The organism is Pseudomonas sp. ICBG1301, from assembly GCF_016918385.1.
In the GTDB taxonomy this organism is placed as follows: domain Bacteria; phylum Pseudomonadota; class Gammaproteobacteria; order Pseudomonadales; family Pseudomonadaceae; genus Aquipseudomonas; species Aquipseudomonas palleroniana.
In genome coordinates, this window is record NZ_JAEKGB010000004.1 from 384,934 (window position 1) to 405,161 (window position 20,228).

At 60.3% G+C, this 20,228-nt stretch carries 16 protein-coding genes; 9 read left to right on the plus strand and 7 right to left on the minus strand.

What is annotated here, in order from left to right; genetic code table 11:
- Nucleotides 1–4: 4 nt before the first annotated feature.
- Entirely contained in the window at nt 5–790 is a 786-nt protein-coding gene (locus JBE38_RS11830) for a transporter substrate-binding domain-containing protein (protein WP_060753583.1), read from the minus strand.
- 254 nt (nt 791–1,044) lie between these two features.
- Here JBE38_RS11830 and JBE38_RS11835 point away from each other — a divergent pair, with 254 nt between their 5' ends.
- The 6 genes from JBE38_RS11835 to JBE38_RS11860 all read left to right on the plus strand — a co-directional run bounded on the left by JBE38_RS11835 (nt 1,045) and on the right by JBE38_RS11860 (nt 8,322).
- A complete protein-coding gene (locus JBE38_RS11835) occupies nt 1,045–1,740 on the plus strand; it encodes a FadR/GntR family transcriptional regulator (protein ID WP_205344353.1) in 696 nt (231 codons plus the stop codon).
- A 121-nt stretch (nt 1,741–1,861) separates the two neighbouring features.
- Nucleotides 1,862–2,191 carry a thioredoxin TrxA gene (gene trxA, locus JBE38_RS11840; RefSeq protein ID WP_060753581.1) on the plus strand — a complete coding sequence of 110 codons (330 nt, stop codon included), beginning with the start codon at nt 1,862–1,864 and terminating at the stop codon, nt 2,189–2,191.
- Nucleotides 2,192–2,425: 234 nt separating this feature from the next.
- Nucleotides 2,426–3,685 carry a transcription termination factor Rho gene (rho, locus tag JBE38_RS11845; RefSeq protein ID WP_003206716.1) on the plus strand — a complete coding sequence of 420 codons (1,260 nt, stop codon included), beginning with the start codon at nt 2,426–2,428 and terminating at the stop codon, nt 3,683–3,685.
- Nucleotides 3,686–3,839: 154 nt separating this feature from the next.
- Nucleotides 3,840–5,828, plus strand: a complete 1,989-nt coding sequence (locus tag JBE38_RS11850) for an acyltransferase family protein (RefSeq protein ID WP_090368052.1) — start codon at nt 3,840–3,842, stop codon at nt 5,826–5,828.
- A 59-nt stretch (nt 5,829–5,887) separates the two neighbouring features.
- Nucleotides 5,888–7,354 carry a 4-hydroxy-3-polyprenylbenzoate decarboxylase gene (gene ubiD, locus JBE38_RS11855; RefSeq protein ID WP_060753579.1) on the plus strand — a complete coding sequence of 489 codons (1,467 nt, stop codon included), beginning with the start codon at nt 5,888–5,890 and terminating at the stop codon, nt 7,352–7,354.
- Complete coding sequence (locus tag JBE38_RS11860) at nt 7,354–8,322, plus strand: CDP-6-deoxy-delta-3,4-glucoseen reductase (protein ID WP_060753578.1); 969 nt, start codon at nt 7,354–7,356, stop codon at nt 8,320–8,322. The genes ubiD and JBE38_RS11860 overlap by 1 nt, the downstream gene beginning before the upstream one ends.
- On the opposite strand, the gene JBE38_RS11865 is transcribed toward JBE38_RS11860, so the two are convergent.
- Nucleotides 8,319–8,783, minus strand: coding sequence for a hypothetical protein (locus JBE38_RS11865; protein ID WP_060753577.1), 465 nt, complete (start codon nt 8,781–8,783; stop codon nt 8,319–8,321). The genes JBE38_RS11860 and JBE38_RS11865 overlap by 4 nt on opposite strands.
- 284 nt (nt 8,784–9,067) lie before the next feature.
- Between JBE38_RS11865 and JBE38_RS11870 the strand changes: the two genes are divergently transcribed.
- On the plus strand, nt 9,068–11,452 hold the full coding sequence (locus tag JBE38_RS11870) for a TonB-dependent receptor plug domain-containing protein (RefSeq protein ID WP_205344354.1): 2,385 nt from the start codon (nt 9,068–9,070) through the stop codon (nt 11,450–11,452).
- Nucleotides 11,453–11,479: 27 nt separating this feature from the next.
- Nucleotides 11,480–12,136, plus strand: coding sequence for a gamma-glutamylcyclotransferase (locus tag JBE38_RS11875; protein ID WP_060753575.1), 657 nt, complete (start codon nt 11,480–11,482; stop codon nt 12,134–12,136).
- On the opposite strand, the gene glpT is transcribed toward JBE38_RS11875, so the two are convergent.
- The gene (gene glpT, locus JBE38_RS11880) at nt 12,122–13,471 is read right to left on the minus strand and encodes a glycerol-3-phosphate transporter (RefSeq protein ID WP_060753574.1); all 1,350 of its coding nucleotides are present in this window, start codon (nt 13,469–13,471) and stop codon (nt 12,122–12,124) included. The genes JBE38_RS11875 and glpT overlap by 15 nt on opposite strands.
- Nucleotides 13,472–13,765: 294 nt before the next feature.
- A complete protein-coding gene (locus tag JBE38_RS11885; protein WP_090368058.1) occupies nt 13,766–14,743 on the minus strand; it encodes an NADPH:quinone oxidoreductase family protein in 978 nt (325 codons plus the stop codon).
- 150 nt (nt 14,744–14,893) lie between these two features.
- Between JBE38_RS11885 and JBE38_RS11890 the strand changes: the two genes are divergently transcribed.
- On the plus strand, nt 14,894–15,301 hold the full coding sequence (locus JBE38_RS11890; RefSeq protein WP_060753572.1) for a flagellar basal body-associated protein FliL: 408 nt from the start codon (nt 14,894–14,896) through the stop codon (nt 15,299–15,301).
- Between the two features lie 90 nt (nt 15,302–15,391).
- On the opposite strand, the gene JBE38_RS11895 is transcribed toward JBE38_RS11890, so the two are convergent.
- From JBE38_RS11895 to JBE38_RS11905, 3 genes are read right to left on the minus strand one after another with little or no spacing between them, the layout of a single operon-like run.
- A complete protein-coding gene (locus JBE38_RS11895) occupies nt 15,392–16,510 on the minus strand; it encodes an ABC transporter permease (protein WP_205344355.1) in 1,119 nt (372 codons plus the stop codon).
- Nucleotides 16,510–19,227 (minus strand): ribosome-associated ATPase/putative transporter RbbA, encoded by a 2,718-nt coding sequence (gene rbbA, locus JBE38_RS11900; protein ID WP_205344356.1) that lies wholly within the window; start codon nt 19,225–19,227, stop codon nt 16,510–16,512. Before rbbA ends, JBE38_RS11895 begins: the two co-directional genes overlap by 1 nt.
- Complete coding sequence (locus JBE38_RS11905; RefSeq protein ID WP_205344357.1) at nt 19,224–20,189, minus strand: HlyD family secretion protein; 966 nt, start codon at nt 20,187–20,189, stop codon at nt 19,224–19,226. The genes rbbA and JBE38_RS11905 overlap by 4 nt, the downstream gene beginning before the upstream one ends.
- Nucleotides 20,190–20,228: the final 39 nt, after the last annotated feature.

Sequence of the window (20,228 nt, forward strand, 5' to 3'; positions counted from 1 at the left end):
CGCTTCAGAGATCGGCAGGCAACGGCTCTTTGAGCCATTGCATCGCGTTCTTTTCCAGGCTGCCGTCAGCCTTGGCCGCGACCAGAATCTGATTGACCTTCTCCAGCAGGGCCGGCTCGTTTTTGTTCACCCCCACATACACCGGCGAGTCCTTGAGTTTCACCTTCAGCGCCGGTACGCGTTTCGGGTTGCGCTCGCTGATCGCCACCATCACCACGTTGCCGCTGGCGATCAGATCGACCTGGCCGGCAAGGTAGGCAGCGATGGTCGAGTTGTTGTCTTCGAAGCGTTTGATGGTGGCTTCCTTGGGCGCCACGGCTGTCAGCTCGATGTCTTCAATGGCGCCGCGGGTCACGCTGATGGTCTTGCCCTTGAGGTCGTCGGTGGTGCTGATGGGCGCGTCAGGCGGGCCGAACACGGCCAGGTAGAACGGCGCGTAGGCCTTGGAGAAATCGATGACTTTTTCTCGCTCGGGGTTCTTGCCCAGGCTGGAAATCACCAGGTCGACCTTGCCGGTGGTGAGAAACGGGATGCGGTTGGTGCTGTTGACCGGGGTCAGCTCCAGCTTGACCTTGAGCTGGTCGGCCACCAGCTTGGCGGTATCAATGTCCAAGCCGCGAGGCTTCATATCAGGACCAACCGAGCCGAAGGGGGGGAAATCCTGGGGTACGGCGACCTTGAGGGTGCCGCGGGCAACGATATCGTCCAGACCGTTGGCCTGGGCGGGTGCCTGGCCCAGCATCAGGCTGGCAAACAAGGCAGTGAGCAGGGCGCTGTAGCGCTTGGTCATGGCAACTCTCCGGAAGAGACGGGGGAATGTTCTGTCTGGAGCTATTGCACGGCCCATGCCATGACACTGCCAATGCTCTGGAACGCTGGAGTTTGTTGAGTCTTGTGGTCTTACTGGTCTGAACAGTCGGCTGGCGTTTCGCACCCTTTTCGAGCGCTGCCAAAACCGCGCGAGCCCCTTTGGGGCGTGGCTTGCCGAGGGCTGCGAATAGCTTTACAACTAGCCGCTCAGCTCTCTGGAACCTTGAGTCTTCTATGAATTCCATCGCCCAAGCCGTACCGGAAGCGGCCCTGCAGGCCATCCGTAAACTGATCAAGGAGCAGGGCTTCGCCGCCGGTGATGCGCTGCCATCCCAACGGGACCTGGCGGTGCAGTTGGGCGTGAGCCGAGCCTCGTTGCGTGAGGCGTTGTCATCCTTGAGTGCCTTGGGCGTGGTCAGTGTGCAGCCAGGTAAAGGCGTGTTCGTTCAAGAGGTACAGGAGACCCCGGGGTTTGCCTGGCCCTTCGCCGCCCAGGCCACGCCGTTGGATATCTTCCAATTGCGCTATGCCCTTGAAGGGTTTGCCGCGGGGTTGGCGGCGGTCATGTTGACGATTGATGAACTGGACACGTTGGAAGATAACCTTGAGGCGATGCGCAAGGTGCTCAAGGCGGGTGATTTTGAAGGCGCGGCCCGGCTGGACTTCGAATTCCATCAACGCATCTTGCTGGCCAGTGGTAACCAGGCGATGGTGAGCATCTTGAGCGCCAGCGCCGACGTGTTCCTGGAAAGCCAGAAACTACCGTTCATCCGGCCGGAGCGTGCCATGGAAACCTGGCAGGAGCACCGCAGGATCCTGCGTGCCCTGGCGCGGCGCGCCAGTGCGGCGGCGCAGAAAAGCATGCAGGAGCACGTGCGCAACGCGGCGTTGCGTACCGGTATCGCCTTCGTCACCCCGGTAGCGCCGTGAGTCGGGCTATACCCAAACTCATGCGCCGTCATAGGAAGACTCAATCAGAGGCGGCTTCCTGAACGGGGGAAGGGCGGCTATGATGGGCAACGTTTTTTTTGCTTACAATCCGGAGACATCCATGAGCAACGATCTTATCAAGCACGTCACCGACGCGACCTTTGAGGCCGAAGTACTCAAGGCTCAAGGCCCGGTGCTGGTTGACTACTGGGCTGAATGGTGCGGCCCTTGCAAAATGATCGCTCCGGTCCTGGACGACATTGCAACCACTTACGAAGGCAAGTTGACCATTGCCAAGCTGAACATCGACGACAACCAGGAAACCCCGGCCAAGCATGGCGTACGTGGTATCCCGACCCTGATGCTGTTCAAGGACGGTGAGGTTGCGGCTACTAAAGTGGGCGCGCTGTCGAAGTCCCAGTTGCAAGCTTTCCTCGACGCAAACATCTAAGCGTCGTGAAAAAAGCCCCGCAAATCGCGGGGCTTTTTCGTTAAACAGGGCTAGACGCTCCGAAACTCAGGTGGTACATTCGGCCCCGCACTGGTTTCTCCACTGCCCCCTGCAAGCCGTCGCCGACGCATTCCTTTTCGATTAGTACGCGATCCTGTCGCCTTCTCTGCGGCGCGGCCTCATTAAGCCAAAAGCTTAATTTCCCCCCTCCATAAATGATTACGTCATTCCTATATGAATCTGACTGAACTCAAGCAAAAGCCGATTACCGAACTGCTCGAATTGGCCGAACAGATGGGCATAGAAAATATGGCCCGTTCGCGCAAGCAGGACGTGATTTTCTCCCTGCTGAAAAAGCACGCGAAAAGCGGCGAGGAAATCTCCGGTGATGGCGTGCTGGAGATTCTCCAGGACGGCTTCGGCTTCCTCCGCTCTGCAGACGCTTCCTATCTCGCCGGCCCAGACGATATTTATGTCTCGCCGAGCCAGATCCGTCGCTTCAACTTGCGTACCGGTGACACCATCGTTGGCAAGATCCGTCCTCCGAAGGAAGGCGAGCGTTATTTCGCCCTGCTCAAGGTCGACACGATCAACTTCGATCGTCCCGAGAACGCGAAAAACAAGATTCTCTTCGAGAACCTGACCCCGCTGTTCCCGACTGTGCGCATGAAGATGGAGGCCGGTAACGGCTCCACCGAAGACTTGACCGGTCGTGTAATCGACCTGTGCGCCCCGATCGGCAAAGGCCAGCGTGGTCTGATCGTCGCACCGCCGAAGGCCGGTAAGACCATCATGCTGCAGAACATTGCAGCGAACATCGCACGTAACAATCCTGAAGTTCACCTGATCGTGCTGTTGATCGATGAGCGTCCGGAAGAAGTGACTGAAATGCAGCGCACCGTGCGCGGCGAAGTGGTCGCCTCGACGTTCGATGAGCCGCCAACCCGCCACGTGCAGGTTGCCGAAATGGTGATCGAGAAGGCCAAGCGCCTGGTTGAACACAAGAAAGACGTGGTGATCCTGCTCGACTCCATCACCCGTCTGGCCCGTGCCTACAACACTGTGATCCCAAGCTCCGGCAAAGTATTGACCGGTGGTGTCGATGCCCACGCCCTGGAGAAACCGAAACGTTTCTTCGGCGCTGCGCGGAACATCGAAGAAGGCGGCTCGCTGACCATTATCGCCACCGCGCTGGTTGAAACCGGCTCGAAGATGGACGAAGTGATCTACGAAGAGTTCAAGGGTACCGGCAACATGGAACTGCCCCTGGACCGTCGTATTGCCGAGAAGCGTGTGTTCCCGGCGATCAACATCAACCGTTCCGGCACCCGCCGTGAAGAGTTGCTGACCGCCGACGACGAACTGCAACGCATGTGGATTCTGCGCAAGTTGCTGCACCCGATGGACGAAGTCGCCGCCATCGAGTTCCTGGTCGACAAGCTGAAAACCACCAAGACCAACGACGAGTTCTTCTTGTCGATGAAGCGTAAGTAATACGACGTTTCAGGTCTGAAAGAATGGCGCCCCCAGGGGCGCCTTTTTTTTATCGAGAAAGGGAGCTTTTCATCGTGAACGTGTCAGTTAAGAAACAAAAAAATCTCTTTCATTGTTAATCTTTGTACTTTTTACCTGACTGGCTCACTGATTTATGACCACCCTTGCTTATCGACGAGACATTGACGGGTTACGTGCCATCGCAGTGCTTGCGGTCGTGCTGTTTCATTTCGGCGTGCCGGGCTTCACTGGCGGCTTTGTCGGCGTTGATGTTTTCTTTGTGATTTCCGGTTATCTGATCACTACGATCATTTGGCGCGAGCGTGAAGCCGGGCGTTTCAGCTTTGTGGATTTTTGGGCCCGGCGCGCCCGACGTATCCTGCCGGCGCTGTGCGTGATGATGCTGACGGCAGTGGTTGTGGGCTGGTTCCTGCTGGCGCCCAAGGACTACGAGGAACTGGGGCGTTCGATTCACAACCAGGTAATTTTCATCTCAAACCTGTTTTTCATGCGCCAGGATGGCTACTTCGATGTAGCGTCCGATATGAAGCCCATGCTGCATACGTGGTCGCTGTCGGTTGAAGAACAGTTCTACATTGTTTTTCCGCTGTTACTGACGCTGCTCTCGAGTCAGGTAAAGCGCTGGCGCATGGCTTTGTTGGTCCTGGCGCTGGCGTCCTTTGCCGCCTGTGTCTGGACACTGCCCCGTTATCCAGAAAAAGCTTTTTACCTGCTGCCCATGCGGGCCTGGGAGCTGCTGGCCGGATCCCTGCTGGCGGTGATGCCGCTGCGGGCATATCGAGCAAGCCCAATATTGGCTCAAGGTATCAGTCTTGCCAGCCTGGCCCTGATCCTGGTGGCGGTGTTCGGTTATGACGCCACCACTGATTTTCCGGGGGCTGCCGCGCTGTTGCCGGTATTGGGCGTGGTCGGGCTGATCTGGGCCAACGGCCAGCAAGTCACACTGGTCGGGCAATTGCTGGGCAGCCGGGTGATGGTGGGTATAGGGCTGATTTCCTACTCGTGGTACCTGTGGCACTGGCCCGTGCTGGTCTATGGCAAATACGCCAGCCTTGACGGCCTGGCGGCATGGGAACTTGGCGGATTGCTGGGTTTGAGCATGGTCTTGGGTTACATGTCCTGGCGTTTCGTCGAGGCGCCGTTTCGTGAGAAGCGGCTGTTGGCGGGGCGGCGCTCAATTCTGGTTGCGGCGGTTATCGGGTTGGTCGGCCTGGGGCTTGTCGGCAAAAGCATGACCTGGACGGACGGCGCGCCTTGGCGGCTATCGCCGCAGGCGTTGCAGTTCGCCCAGGCGCGGGTCTGGAGCCCTAAACTGATGAATTGCCTGTCGGATGACAAGAAAAACGATCATCGAGAGCTATGTCATTTTGGCCCGGACTCCACCAGCCGTGTTCTGGTTTGGGGCGACAGTCATGCTTCGGCCTTGATTCCCGCACTCAAGGATGGCGCAAGCAGGTACGGCTTGAGCATTACCCAGGCCGGGTATTCAGGTTGTACGCCGTTCTACCGCAAGGAAAGCACACCGGGATGCCAGGCGTTCAATCAGCGCGTCGCCGAAGTGCTGGAGCAGGGGACGTTCAGCGACGTGGTTCTGGCCGCGCGCTGGAGCCTCTATGTTTATGGCGAACACTCCGGTGATACCGGCGCCTCGATTCACGACCCGGCGACCGGCAAGTATGACCGTGCTGTCGCCGAGCAGCTTTTTGCCGCTGCTGTGCGTGCACAAGTCCAGCGGCTGCGCGCCGGCGGCCATCGCGTGTGGTTGGTCAAAGAGGTGCCGCTGCTGCCCTTCAGCGCGCCTTATCGTCTGAGTCGCCTGGCAATGCTGGGGCGACCGACGGATAGAGAAGGCATGCCCGTCGCGGATCACCTCCAGCGTCAAGCCTATATCTATGATGTGTTCGAGCAGCTTGCCAAGGCGGACTCCGGTGTCATGTTGCTGGACCCGGCCTCCAGGCTGTGCGACGCCGGGGGATGGTGCGGCGTCGAACTTGAGGGACATTCCTTGTACACCGACGACAATCACCTCTCGGATGTGGGCGCGCGGTTTGTCGAGGCGTTCCTCGAACCCTTGTTCAACGCGTCGCACGCTTCTGCCGTGACGGATAATGGCGTGCAATAAGCTGCCAGCCGCCCTCAGAGCAGGTAGGATGTACGCCTATTTTACGGGTGGCATGGTTAATGAAATTCAAGGATCTTCGGGATTTCGTGCAGCAACTTGAGCAGCGCGGAGAGTTGAAACGTATCCAGATGCCGATTTCGCCGGTGCTGGAAATGACTGAGATTTGCGACCGCACCTTGCGTAACAAGGGCCCGGCGCTGCTGTTCGAGAACCCGACCGGGTTTGATATCCCGGTGCTCGGCAACCTGTTCGGCACGCCCGAGCGCGTGGCCTTTGGCATGGGTGCCGAGTCGGTCAGCGAGTTGCGCGAGATCGGCAAGCTGCTGGCCTTCCTCAAGGAGCCCGAGCCGCCGAAGGGCTTGAAGGATGCCTGGTCGAAGCTGCCGATCTTCCGCAAGATCATCGCCATGGCCCCCAAAGTGGTCAAGGACGCGGTCTGCCAGGAAGTGGTCATCGAAGGCGACGACGTCGACCTGGCCATGCTCCCGGTGCAGACCTGCTGGCCCGGCGATGTCGGCCCCCTGATCACCTGGGGCCTGACCGTCACCAAAGGCCCGAACAAGGAACGTCAGAACCTCGGCATCTACCGTCAGCAAGTGATCGGCCGTAACAAGGTCATCATGCGCTGGCTGAGCCATCGTGGCGGCGCCCTGGATTACCGTGAATGGTGCGAAAAACACCCGGGTAAACCGTTCCCTGTTTCCGTGGCCCTCGGCGCTGACCCGGCCACCATCCTGGGCGCCGTGACCCCGGTGCCTGACAGCTTGTCCGAATATGCGTTCGCCGGCCTGCTGCGCGGTAACCGTACCGAACTGGTGAAGTGCCGTGGCAATGACCTGCAAGTACCAGCCACCGCGGAAATCATCCTTGAAGGCGTGATTCATCCAGGCGAGATGGCCGATGAAGGCCCCTACGGCGACCACACCGGTTATTACAATGAAGTCGACAGCTTCCCGGTGTTCACCGTGGAGCGCATCACTCACCGGATCAAGCCGATCTACCACAGCACCTACACCGGCCGTCCGCCGGATGAGCCGGCCATTCTCGGCGTGGCATTGAACGAAGTGTTTGTCCCGATCCTGCAAAAGCAATTCCCGGAGATCACCGACTTCTACCTGCCGCCGGAAGGCTGTTCGTACCGCATGGCCGTTGTGACCATGAAGAAGTCATACCCAGGGCATGCCAAGCGGGTAATGCTGGGTGTATGGTCGTTTTTACGACAGTTCATGTACACCAAGTTCGTTATCGTCACCGACGACGACATCAATGCCCGCGATTGGAACGACGTGATCTGGGCCATCACCACGCGCATGGACCCCAAGCGCGACACGGTGATGATCGACAACACGCCGATCGACTATCTCGACTTCGCCTCGCCGGTATCGGGCCTGGGTTCGAAGATGGGGCTGGATGCCACCCACAAATGGCCGGGTGAGACCAGCCGCGAGTGGGGCCGAGTAATCGTCAAGGATGAGGCCGTCACTGCCCGTGTCGATGCGATCTGGAAAGAATTGGGAATAGATTGATGCGTGTAACCCTGCAACCTTCCGGCGCCGTGCTGGAGCTGGTCCCTGGCGAGCGAATCCTCGAAGGCGCGCGCCGCCTCGGCTATGAGTGCCCTCAGGCCTGTCGCAATGGCGTGTGCCATGTGTGTGCGGCGCTGTTGGTGGAGGGCCGCGTGCGGCAGGCCGGTGAGGTGCGTGATCACGGTGAGTTCTACACGTGCATCGCAGAACCGCTGGAAGATTGCATTGTGTTGTGGGATGGCGTGCTGGCGCCGGGAGAGTTGCCGTTGCGCAAATTGTCGTGCCAGCTGAGCGAGTGCGTGGAGGTGGGCGGCGATGTATGGCGTGTACGCCTGCGTGCGCCGGCCGGTAAGGCGGTGCGTTACCACGCCGGCCAGTACCTGATGATCGAGCGGGAGAACGGCGAGAAATCGGCATTCTCCCTGGCTTCAGCGCCCCACGCCGGGCGCGATCTGGAGCTGCATGTACTGGCGCGCGAAGACAGCGCCCGCAACCTGCTGGACCAGTTGCAGCGTAACCAGATGGCTCGCGTCGAACTGCCATTTGGTGACACTCACCTGGCCGAATTGCCCGACGGGCCGCTGGTGTTGATCGCCGCCGGTACCGGCATGGCGCAGATGCACAGCCTGATCGAGCATTGCCGCGCCTCTGGCTTCAAGCACCCGGTACATCTCTATTGGGGCGTGCGCCGACCCGAAGACTTCTACGAAATCGAACACTGGCCACAGTGGCAGCAACTGCCCAACCTGTTCCTGCACAAAGTGGTCAGCGATCTGTGCGGCTGGGAAGGGCGTTGCGGGTTGTTGCATGAAGCCGTGTGTGAAGACATTGCCGACCTCAAGGCCGTCCACGTCTACGCCAGCGGCTCTCCGGCCATGATCTATGGCACTTTGGATGCGCTGGTCGAGGCCGGCATGGATGCACACCAGATGCGTGCCGACGTATTTGCCTACGCACCTCGCCCTTAAAAACGCGCGCCGGCCGTGAGCATTGCGGCATTGAAACCCAGCAGCACGAACTCACTGGCCACCGGGCCGACATGCACGCCCACTGAGGGGATGATCGCCGGGGCCACGCCGAATCGGTTGAGCGGTATTTTATCGCGGTATTGGCCGCGATAACCCTGAAGTGCGCCCGCTGTCACCTTCACGTAGAGCGGTGATTGAGCAATATCGTAGCGCTTGCCGGCGTAGACATAGTAAGAGCGCTGACTGAACGAGTTACGAAACGTCGCTGCGCCATACACCCGCCCTGACGCTTCGTTACGCTCCAGGTTGATCAGATCCTGATGGTTATTGTGCTGTGGATCCGGTGAAAAATGCCGGGTGTACAGGCTGGTCTGTGCGTACCAGAAACCTTTTTCGTCTTCGCTGGCCAGCGTTGTGGCAGCCGGCGCCAATAGCAGCAGACCGGTAATAAGATATTTCATGATTCGACCTCGGTAGTCGTTTGAAGGGGCGGCTAGGGTGGGTCGCTGAACGCCTACAGTTTGACGGTTGGCGTCCTGCGTGGCCTGAACCTGAGCTGACAATCAGGTCGCCTATGCTTATGCAATTTCGGTATTTTTTAAGTAAGAAATATCTTATTAAGCTATAAGCAACGGACTACCGACTTTCTGCCAATAACCAATAAATGACCGCCACCGCCCGCCAGCCGGATCGATCGTCAGAACTCAGAGCATTGAAGTTCCGAGTAGATTCCAAGGGGAGCGGTATGGGGAGCTACAAGACGTACAGGTTGTACACAGCACTTTTGTCGGCCAATTTGCTGACCGCTGTGGGATTTAATCCAGTCCACGCGGCCGAAGCCGCCGCTGAGGCACCAAAACTCGATACCGTGATCGTCACCGGCACCCGCGCCCAAGAGCGCACCGCCAGCGCATCGCTGTCGCCTGTCGATGTGATTTCCGGTGAAGCCCTGCGCAGCACCGGCTCCGATGAGTTGGGCGCGGTACTCGCACGGTTGATTCCATCGATCAACTTCCCCCGTCCGAGCCTGGTGGACGGTGCCGAACTGGTGCGCCCGGCACAGTTACGCGGCCTGTCGCCGGATCAAGTCCTAGTGCTGGTCAACGGAAAACGGCGGCATACCAGCGCTTTCGTCAATCTCGGCGGTGCCGTGGGGCGTGGTTCTGCGCCGGCGGATTTGAATGCGATCCCGCTGTCGGCGGTAGACCATATCGAAGTGCTGCGCGATGGCGCGTCCGCCCGTTACGGCTCGGATGCGATTGCCGGGGTGATCAACGTAATCCTCAAGCACGCCGACCACGGCGGCTCGATCTCCAGCAAGTTCGGCCAATACAAAAAAGGTGATGGCATCCAGCGCAACCTCAGCGGCAACACCGGGCTGGCGCTGGGCGATAACGGCTTTATCAATCTCTCGGGCGAAGGGGCCGACAACGATTACACCAACCGCGCCGGCAACGATTTTCGCCCCGCCAGCGTAGGCTCCACGACCTATGGCCAACGAGTGTTCCGCCAGGGCGAACCGGCCACGGATGAAGGCAAGTTCCAGTTCAACGGCGAATATGCGTTCAGCGATGCGGCCGAACTCTATAGCTTTGGCGGCTACAGCAAGCGGCGCGGCGAGACGGCTGCGTTTTACCGGGCGAGCAATGCGTCCAACAACATTGCGGCGCTCAACCCTAATGGCTACCTGCCGTTGATCAAAGGCAACCTGGAAGACACCTCACTGGTCGTGGGCTTGCGCGGCTTGCTGGCCTACGACTGGCATTACGACTTGTCGGCCAACTACGGCAAGAACCAGTACGAGTTGGGGACCGAAACCATCAACACCTCCCTTGGCTTGGCCACGCCGCGCAAATTCAACAATGGCACCCTGAGCAATGACCAGCGCCAAGTCAGCCTGGACCTGTCGCGTGAGTTCGACGTGGGGTTCTTGCCCTATCCTGTCTCGGTGGCCTTGGGTGGCGAATACCTGCGCCAGGGTTATCAAATCGAAGCGGGCGAGCCGGCGTCCTACTATCAGACCGGCAGTTCGGGCTTAGGTGGGTTCCGCGATGCCGACGCCGGCAGCACCTCTCGTCATAACTGGGCGCAATACCTGGACCTGGAAACCAATTTCACCGAAAAACTCAGCGCCTCGGCCGCCGTGCGGCATGAGGATTACAGCGATTTCGGCTCCAACGTCAGCGGTTCGCTGTCGGCCCGCTATGACTTCACCCCGCAAGTGGCCTTGCGCGGCAGCGTTTCCAACGGTTTCCGCGCGCCGTCCCTGGCCCAACAGAACTTTGCCTACACCTCGTCGCAACTGATCGGCAGCACTGTCCAGGAGGCCGGCACCTTTCCGGCCAGCAGTCAAGTCGCCCGCTTGCTCGGTGCTGAAGACCTGAAGCCCGAGAAATCGCGCAACTACAGTCTCGGCCTGGTGCTGGAGCCGACCGATGACCTGACCGTGACGCTCGACGTCTACCGCATCGATATCCGCGACCGCATCAGTCTGTCCTCCAACCTCAACCTGAACCCGGCGACCATCGCGTACCTGCAAGCCAACGGTGTCGGTAACATCAACTACACCAGCGCCCGTTACTTCACCAATGCCACTGACACCAGCACCGACGGCGTCGACCTGGTGGCCAACTATCGCTACCTGTTCGATAACGGCATCCGTTGGAACAGCACCGTCGGCTACAACTACAACCACACCCAGGTTACTGATGTGAAAGCCAACCCGGCGATCCTGGACAGCCTGGGAGCCAACCTGGTGCGGGTCGATCGTCGTGAGCGCATCGGTTTGCTCGGCGATACCACACCGCAGCACAAGTTGAGCCTGGGTAACGATTTCACCTATGGCAACTGGGCACTGCACAGCAACCTGGTGCGCTATGGCGAGTTCACCAGTTACCAGGCGGACAAGGTCAACGACCAGACCTTCAAGGCCGCCTGGGTGCTCGACCTTTCGGCGGACTACAAGTTGAAGAACTGGACCTTCACCCTGGGCGGCGACAACATCACCGACAAATACCCGGAGAAGGTCAACGCGTACGCCAGCAGCGGCGGCAATCTCGCCTACAGCACTTTTTCGCCGTACGGTTACAGCGGCGCGTTTTATTACGGTAAAGTTGCTTACAACTGGTAATACACAGGGGGCGCACTGTTTTTCGCCATGACCGCCATTGAAACCGATCTTTTGCAATTGGCTTACCCTCCGCGGCTCGATCTGGGGCCGCAACTGACTCACGAACAATTGATGAGCTCCATGCAGGCCACTATGGCTCGGCATAAGGGAGGGCCGGTCTGGCTATTTGCTTATGGTTCGCTGATCTGGCGTCCTGAATGTTCGTCGACCGAGCGAGTGCGGGCGCGGGTCCACGGTTATCACCGCGGCCTGTACCTGTGGTCTCACGAGCACCGTGGCACGCCGGAATTGCCGGGGTTGGTGTTTGGTCTGGATCGCGGGGGTTCCTGCAGCGGGTTTGCCTACCGTTTGCCGGAAGACCAATTGGAAGCGTCGTTGTACGCCTTATGGCAGCGCGAAATGCCTTACCCCTCGTACCGGCCGCACTGGCTCAGTTGCCGCCTGGAAGATGGCAATCAGGTGCAGGCGCTGGGGTTTGTGTTGGAGCGGCATTTGCCCAGCTATGCCGGAAACTTGCCGGATATCGTACTCAATCATGTGCTGCAAAGCGCTTGCGGGCGTTACGGCACCACTCGCGATTATGTCGAGCAGACCGTGAACGCCCTGCGTAGCCACGCCATGCCAGATAAGAATCTGGAGGCGCGGCTCAAGCGTTGTACCAAGGATTGCTCAAGCGGTAGCTGATCGCGCTTCGCTGACGCTGTTGGTATGCCACAGCGTAGGAACCAGGAACGCAATGGCCAGCAGGCACGCGCCTACCAACAACACAAACCCACCGTTCCAGCCGAAATGGTCGACGGTGTAGCCCATGGCCGCGCTCGCCGCCACCGAGCCCCCCAGGTAACCGAACAGCCCGGTGAAACCCGCAGCGGTTCCCGCAGCTTTCTTCGGCGCCAGTTCGAGCGCCTGCAGGCCGATCAGCATGACCGGGCCGTAGATCAGGAAACCGATGGAAAACAGCGCGATCATGTCGATGGTCGGATTGCCCGCTGGGTTGAGCCAGTAAACCAGGGTCGCCACGGTCACCAGTGCCATGAACACCACGCCGGTCAGGCCACGATTGCCACGGAAGATCTTGTCCGACATCCAGCCGCACAGCAGCGTACCGGGAATACCGGCCCACTCGTAGAAGAAGTATGCCCACGAGGTTTTGTCCACGTCGAAGTGCTTGGCTTCCTTGAGGTACGTCGGTGCCCAGTCCAATACGCCGTAGCGCAGCAGGTAGACAAACACGTTGGCGAAGGCGATGTACCACAGCATTTTGTTGCGCAGCACGTATTTGACGAAGATTTCCTTGGCGCTGAACTCTTCTTCGTGGCTGGCGCTGTAGCCTTCCGGGTAATCGTTCTTGTATTGCTCGATCGGTGGCAGGCCCACCGATTGCGGCGTGTCGCGCATGGTAATGAAGGCAAAGGCCGCCACCAGCAATGCCACGGTGGCCGGGACGTAGAACGCCGCGTGCCAGTCATTGAACCAGGCCATGCCCAGCAGGAACAGCGGGCCGATCAGGCCGCCGCCGACGTTGTGCGCCACGTTCCATACCGACACCACGCCGCCGCGTTCTTTCTGCGACCACCAGTGCACCATGGTCCGCCCACTGGGTGGCCAGCCCATGCCCTGGGCCCAGCCGTTGATGAACAACAAGATGAACATCATGGTCACGCTGGACGTTGCCCAAGGTGCGAAACCGAAAATGAACATCACCCCCGCTGAGACCAGCAGGCCGAAGGTCAGGAAGTAGCGGGGGTTGGAGCGGTCGGACACCAGGCCCATCAGGAACTTGGACAGACCGTAGGCAATCGCGATCGCCGACATCGCCAGGCCCAGTTCGCCACGGGTGTAACCCTCGTCGATCAGGTAGGGCATGGCCAGCGAGAAGTTTTTACGCAGCAGGTAGTACCCGGCGTAACCGAAGAAAATACCGGCGAAGATCTGCCAGCGCAGCCGTCGGTAGGTACTGTCTATTTTTTCTTCAGGCAGGGGTGCCTGGTGTGCGGCAGGACGAAAGAAAGCAAACATTCAAGAGCTCCAAATTTCTTGTTTTGACTGCGGATGCGAATGTTACAGTTTCGTTACCGAAAATAGCATCGCCTCTGATCTGCAAACACAGGAAAACGGAGCGATTGCATGTTCTCTTACGAACATGTCGCAAATAGACAAGCGTGGGTCGTAATCTGCTTCTTAGAAATAATGCAGATCAGAATGTGGGAGGGGGCTTGCCCCCGATAACGGTGGGTCAGTCAATAAATACAGTGACTGACACCCTGCTATCGGAAGCAAGCCCCTCCCACATTTGCCCGCATTTCAAGTTGATTAGCGGGTTTGGACGACCACTTTGCCCACTGCCTTGCGCTGCCCTAGATCATTGATCGCCTGAGCTGCCTGCTCAAGTGGGTACACCTGCGACACCAACGGCTTCAACTTGCCCTCGCCATACCAGGTGAACAATTGCTGGAAGTTCGCCGCATTGTCCTGTGGCTGGCGCTGGGCGAACGAGCCCCAGAACACCCCGACCACGGCCGCGCCCTTGAGCAGGGCCAGGTTCACCGGCAGTTCGGGAATGCGCCCACTGGCAAAACCCACCACCAGCAGGCGGCCGTTCCAGGCAATCGAGCGAATGGCCTGATCAAACAGATCGCCGCCCACCGGGTCGTAAATCACATCGACGCCGTTACCGTTGGTCAGGCGTTTGATTTCTTCCTTGAGGCTCGCCTCGCTGTAGTTGATCAGCTCATCGGCGCCGGCGGCCTTGGCCACGGCCAGTTTATCGGCGCTGCTGGCGGCGGCGATCACGCGGGCGCCCATGGCCTTGCCGATCTCCACGGCCGCCAGGCCCACGCCACCGGAGGCACCGAGCACCAGCAGGGTTTCACCGGGTTGCAGGTGGGCGCGTTGTTTCAGGGCGTGCATCGAGGTGCCGTAGGTCATACTGAATGCGGCGGCGGTGTTGAAATCCATACTCGGTGGAATCGGCAGCACGTTATAGCCCGGCACAGCGACCTGCTCGGCAAAGCTGCCCCAGCCCGTCAGCGCCATGACCCGGTCACCGACTTTCAAGTGGCTGACGTTTTCACCGACCGCACTGATGACGCCTGCCGCTTCGCCACCCGGCGAGAATGGGAAGGGCGGCTTGAACTGGTATTTGCCCTCGATGATCAAGGTGTCCGGAAAGTTCACCCCGGCAGCGTGCACGTCCAGCAGGACTTCGTTCTTCTTGAGCGCCGGGCTCTCGATCTCTTCCAGCACCAGGGTTTCGGCGGGGCCGAAGGCTTTGCACAGCACAGCTTTCATCGGACTATTCCTTTTGGCGTCGTGGCCGATAAGTGTAGGAGGGTACGCCGGTGGGTCAACGAGCATGCCCGGGCCTGATAAGCCGCCATAAGCTTGTGCTCAGCCTTGCTAGCGTTATGCTACCGGGCAACCGAATGTGAGGATTGAACTGTGAAAGCGTGGATTCTGTTGATGTTGGCCCTGACCTTGCCGATGGCGGCCCAGGCCGAAGAAGCCAAAGAAGGCGAGGCGCCGAAGGTCAGCTATATCAGCCTGACGCCGCCGTTCGTGGGCAACTACGGCCTGGACGGTACGGCGAAACTCAAGGTGTACAAGGCCGACATCGCGCTGCGTGTGACCGGGCCTGAAGCCGCTGCTGCGGTCAAAGCCAACGATGCATTGATTCGTAACCAATTGGTGGCGCTGTTCACCCAGCAGACCAACGAGGCCATGAGCACGGTCGAAGGCAAAGAGAAACTGCGCCAGGAAGCCTTGAAGCAGACCCAGCAAGTCATGAACGACGAAACCGGTAAGCCGATGGTGGAAGACCTGTTGTTCAACAACCTGATCATCCAGTAAGTCGCTGCGCGACTATCGGGAGCAAGCCCCCTCCCACATTTGATCGGGTGTGGGAGGGGGCTTGCCCCCGATGACGGCGGTACAGGTGCTTCAGGAAGCCAGGCTTTTACGAAACCTGGCCAACGCCACCGCAAAGAACACCAGCCCGATTCCCGCCAGCGCCAACAGGTCCGGCCACACCACGCTCACGCCGGCATCCCTGAACAGGATCGCTGCACTGAGGCTCACAAAGTGCGTCGACGGCGAGCCCTGCATCACCCACTGCAACCATTCGGGCATGCTGTCCAGCGGCGTGCTGCCACCGGAGAGCAGCAGCATCGGGATGATCACCGGGATCGCCAGCAAGCCGAACTGAGGCGTCGAGCGGGCGAGGGTGGCGAGGAAAATCCCCAGGGCGGTGCTGGCAAACAGATACAGCGCCGTGACCAGCAGGAACAGGCTCAGGGAACCGGCCAGCGGCACGCCGAGCAGGCCCTTGACCACCCATTCCACGGACAGCCAGGTACACAGCACCACCACCAGCATGTTGCTCCAGATTTTCGCCAGCATGATTTCCAGAGCGGTCAGTGGCAGCACCAGTAAATGGTCGAGGGTGCCGTGTTCGCGCTCACGTAGCAGCGCGGTGCCGGTCAATACGATGGCGAGGATGGTGATGTTGTTGACGATCTGGATCACCGCCAGGAACCAGCCACCTTCCAGGTTGGTGTTGAATAATGCGCGCGTGGTCAACTGCGCCGGTGCCTTGCTGGCGGCATTGGCCTGGTCGCTGTAGCGCTGCAATTCACGCTGGAAAATCCTGCCGATATAGCCTGCGCCCATGAATGCCTGGCTCATCGCCGTGGCGTCGACGTTCACTTGGATGTCCGGTTGGCGACCCGCCAACAGGTCCGACTGGAAGTTGGCCGGCACATTGATCACAAAGGTGTACGCGCCGCTATCCATGACCTTGTCCAACTGATCGTAGGCCAACGGCACAGGCGGCTGAAACTCGGGCGGCTGCAACGCTTCGGCCATCTGCCGCGAGAGCGCGCTGTGGTCCTCATCGACAATGGCCACGCTGGCGTTATGCACACCGATCACCGAACCGGCGGCGGGCATGTAGATGGCCACCGTGAAGGCGTAGAACAGAAACAACAGCAGCACGCTGTCGTGGCGCAGGCTGGTCAGTTCCTTGATCCCCAGGCGCAGGATATGCGCGAACCTGTGCATCAGGCCTCCTGCTTCTTGAGCATGATCAGGCTCAACCCGGTGAACCCGACGAAAAACCCGAACAGCGCCAGGCATTGCGGCCACAACTGGCGCAGGTCCAGGGCCTTGGTGAAGGTGCCTACGGCGATGTCCAGGAAGTGTCCCGCCGGGAACAGCGTGCCCATCAACGCGGCCGCGCCTTCCAGGGACGAACGCGGCACGATCAGCCCGGAAAACTGGATGGTCGGCAGGCTGGTGATAATCATGGTGCCGAGGATCGCCGCGATCTGGGTGCGGGTGAATGCAGAAATCAGTAGACCCATGCTGGTGGTGGCCAGCACATACAATAGACCGCCGAATGCCAGGGCCACACCGCTGCCCTTGAAGGGCACGCCGAACAACCAACGGTTCATCGCCACCAGCAGCGCCAGGTTGACCAGGCTGACGGCCAGGTACGGTGCCTGCTTGCCCAGCAGGAACTCCAGGCGCGTCAGGGGCGTGGCATAGAAGTTGGTGATCGAGCCCAATTCTTTTTCGCGCACAATGCCCAAGGCCGTGAGCATGGCCGGGATAAACGCCAGAATCAGTGCCATCACCCCTGGACCGATGGCATTGACGCTGACCACGTCCTGGTTGTAGCGAAAGCGCGTTTCCAGCTTGGCCGCGGCCTGGTTGCCACGGGGCAGGCTGCTCAGTTCGGCCAACTGTTGGAGATTGCCCAAGTGCACCGCCTCTACATAGTTGCGGCTGGTTTCCGCACGAAACGGCATGCCGCCGTCGAGCCAGGCGGCCACCGTGGGCTGGCGCCCGGCATAGAGGTCGCGGCCAAAACCGGGTGGGATCTCCAGGGCCAGTTTGATTTGCGAGCGTTGCAGGCGCTGGTGCAGTTCGTTGGCGTCGTGAATCGGCGCTTGTTCGGCGAAGTAGCGCGAGCTGCGAAAGGCTTCCAGGTAGGCGCGGCTTTGTGGGCTCTGATCCTGGTCATAGACGGCGAAGGCGAGGTTTTCCACGTCCAGGGAAATGCCGTAGCCGAAGATCACCATCATGAACATCGCCCCGAGCAGGGCGAAGGCCATGCGCACTTTGTCGCGCAGCAACTCCTTGCCTTCGCGGCTGGCCACGGCCAACAGCCGGGCCAGGCTGAAACCGCGCTTGCTGACGGGCGGCGCGCCGGCTTCGCTGACGGTGGCGCTGGGCGCGGTGGGTTCCGGCCCACCTTGGGCCTGCTCCAGGCAGGTGACGAAGGCCGCTTCGAGGGTGTCGCCGTGGAACTGCTGTTGCAGTGCCTGCGGTGTGTCACAGGCCAGCACTTTACCCGCGTGCATCAGGGAAATACGGTCGCAGCGCTGGGCTTCGTTCATGAAGTGGGTGGACAGGAAGATCGTCACGCCCTGCCCCCGGGACAGCTCGATCAGCAGCCGCCAGAAGTCATCCCGGGCGGCCGGGTCGACGCCCGAGGTCGGTTCATCGAGGATCAGCACTTCAGGGCGATGCAGCACCGCCACGGCCAGCGACAAACGCTGGCGCAGGCCGAGGGGTAATTCGCCGGAAGGTTGCTCGGCCACCTCCCCCAGGTCGAAGCGCTGGATCAGTTCATCAATGCGTGGGCCGCTGTCGGCCTTGGGCAAGTCGAACAATTGCGCATGAAGCACCAGGTTTTGCCGCACGCTGAGTTCGCCGTACAGCGAGAAGCTTTGCGACATGAACCCCACGCGCTTGCGGGTCGCCAGGTCCTTGGCGTTCACCGGGTTGCCCAGCAGCGTCGCGCTGCCTTCGGTGGCCGGCATCAGCCCGGTGAGCACTTTCATGGTGGTGGTCTTGCCGCAGCCGTTGGAGCCTAGGAAGCCGAAAATCTCGCCACGCCCGATGGCGAAACTGACTTTATCGACGGCAGTGAAGTCGCCGAAGCGCAGGGTCAGGTCGTGGGCTTCGATGGCGATGGCGGCGTTGTCGCCTGCACGCGATGGAATCACCAGGGGCTGGTTGTCGCCGGCGCTGTCACCCTGGAAGTGAGTGAACGCATCGTCCAGTTTGCCGCTGGGCGTGGCGGCGGCCAGCTCGCGGCTCAGGCCATCCGCAATCAGCTTGCCGCGATCAAGCATCAGGCAGTGTTCGAACTGCTCGGCTTCCTCCATGTAGGCCGTGGCCACCAGCAGTGTCAGCTGTGGGCGTTGGCTACGTACGGTTTCAACCAGTTCCCAGAAGCGCCGGCGTGACAGTGGGTCGACGCCCGTCGTGGGTTCGTCGAGGATCAACACGTCCGGGTCATGGATCAGCGCGCAACACAGGCCGAGCTTTTGCTTCATGCCGCCGGAGAGTTTACCGGCGGGGCGCTCGGCGAAGCGTGCGAGGTCGGTGGCCAGCAGCAGGTTGTGCATGCGCTGTTCGCAATCGGCTTGCGACAGGCCGAACAGCGTGGCGAAGAAGCGGATGTTTTCGTTGATGGACAGTTCTGGGTACAGGTTGCCGCCCAGGCCCTGGGGCATGAAGGCGATGCGCGGGTACAGGCTGTTACGGTGGCGTCGGTCTTCGATGGAGCCGCCGAGTACTTCCAGTTGGCCTTCCTGGAGCTTCTTGACTCCGGCGATCAACCCCAGCAGGCTCGACTTGCCGGCGCCGTCCGGGCCGATCAACCCGCAGCGGGTGCCGGCGGGCAGGCTGAAGGCGATATTGACCAGTGCCGGTTGCTTGCCGTAGCGGTGGTTGATCCCCGTGGCATGCAGCGCCAGGCCGGTCATTGCAGATTGGCCGGCCAGGCGATGTCAGCGGTGCGCACATAGCCGGCACCGGGCATGCCTGGTTTGGCTTGGGGCACGGCACTGGGTTGGGTCAGGCGCAATTTGACGCGAAACACCAGCTTCTGGCGTTCGTCACGGGTTTCCACCTCTTTGGGGGTGAACTGGGATTTGGCGGCAACAAAGCTGATGGTTGCCGGCAGCGGTTGCTGAGGAAGGGCGTCGAGCACGATGCGTGCGTCACTGCCGACGGTCAGGCGCCCGGTGACGGAGGCGGGCAGGTACAGGTTCATGTACTGATCATTCGGATCGATCAGCAACAACACGCGTCCACCTGCGCCAAGCACTTCGCCAGGTTCGGCCAGGCGGAGTTGAATAATCCCGTCGATGGGCGCGCGCAGGCTGCTGTCGTCAATCTCGCTGGTGAGCTGGGCGACTTGGGCCTCGGCGGCGCCGATGGCGGCCTTCACCGAGTTGACCTGGGCTTGTGCGGCAATCACGGCAGCATTGCCGGTGTTTTGGCGCGCCTGCTGCTGGTCGATCAACTGGCTGCTGGCGAAGCCCCGCTTGTACAGTTCCTGGGTACGCTTGAGTTCCTGGTTGGCCAGCAGTTGCTCGCTTTGGCGCAATTGCACGTTGGCCTCGGCGGCCGCGAAGTTTTCCTTGGCGCGCAGTACCTCGGCTTCGGCCTGGGTGCGTTGGGCTTCAAGGGTGCGGGTGTCCATGCGCGCAAGGAGTTGGCCTTTGAGCACTTTGTCGCCTTCATCCACCCGCACTTCGGCCAGGCGTCCGGGGATCTTCGCGGCGATCTGCACTTCGGTGGATTCCAGGCGACCGTTGCCCATGCTCAAGCCGGCGGGCAAGCGGTCCTGGGTGGAGCGCCAGTAACCGAAGCCACCGGCACCGATCAGCAGGGCTATCAGGGCAATGGCAAACAGGCGCGACAGAGTGTGGTTCGTAGACATGGCTGCATCCTGCGGCATTAACGTCCTAGTGTGACCGGT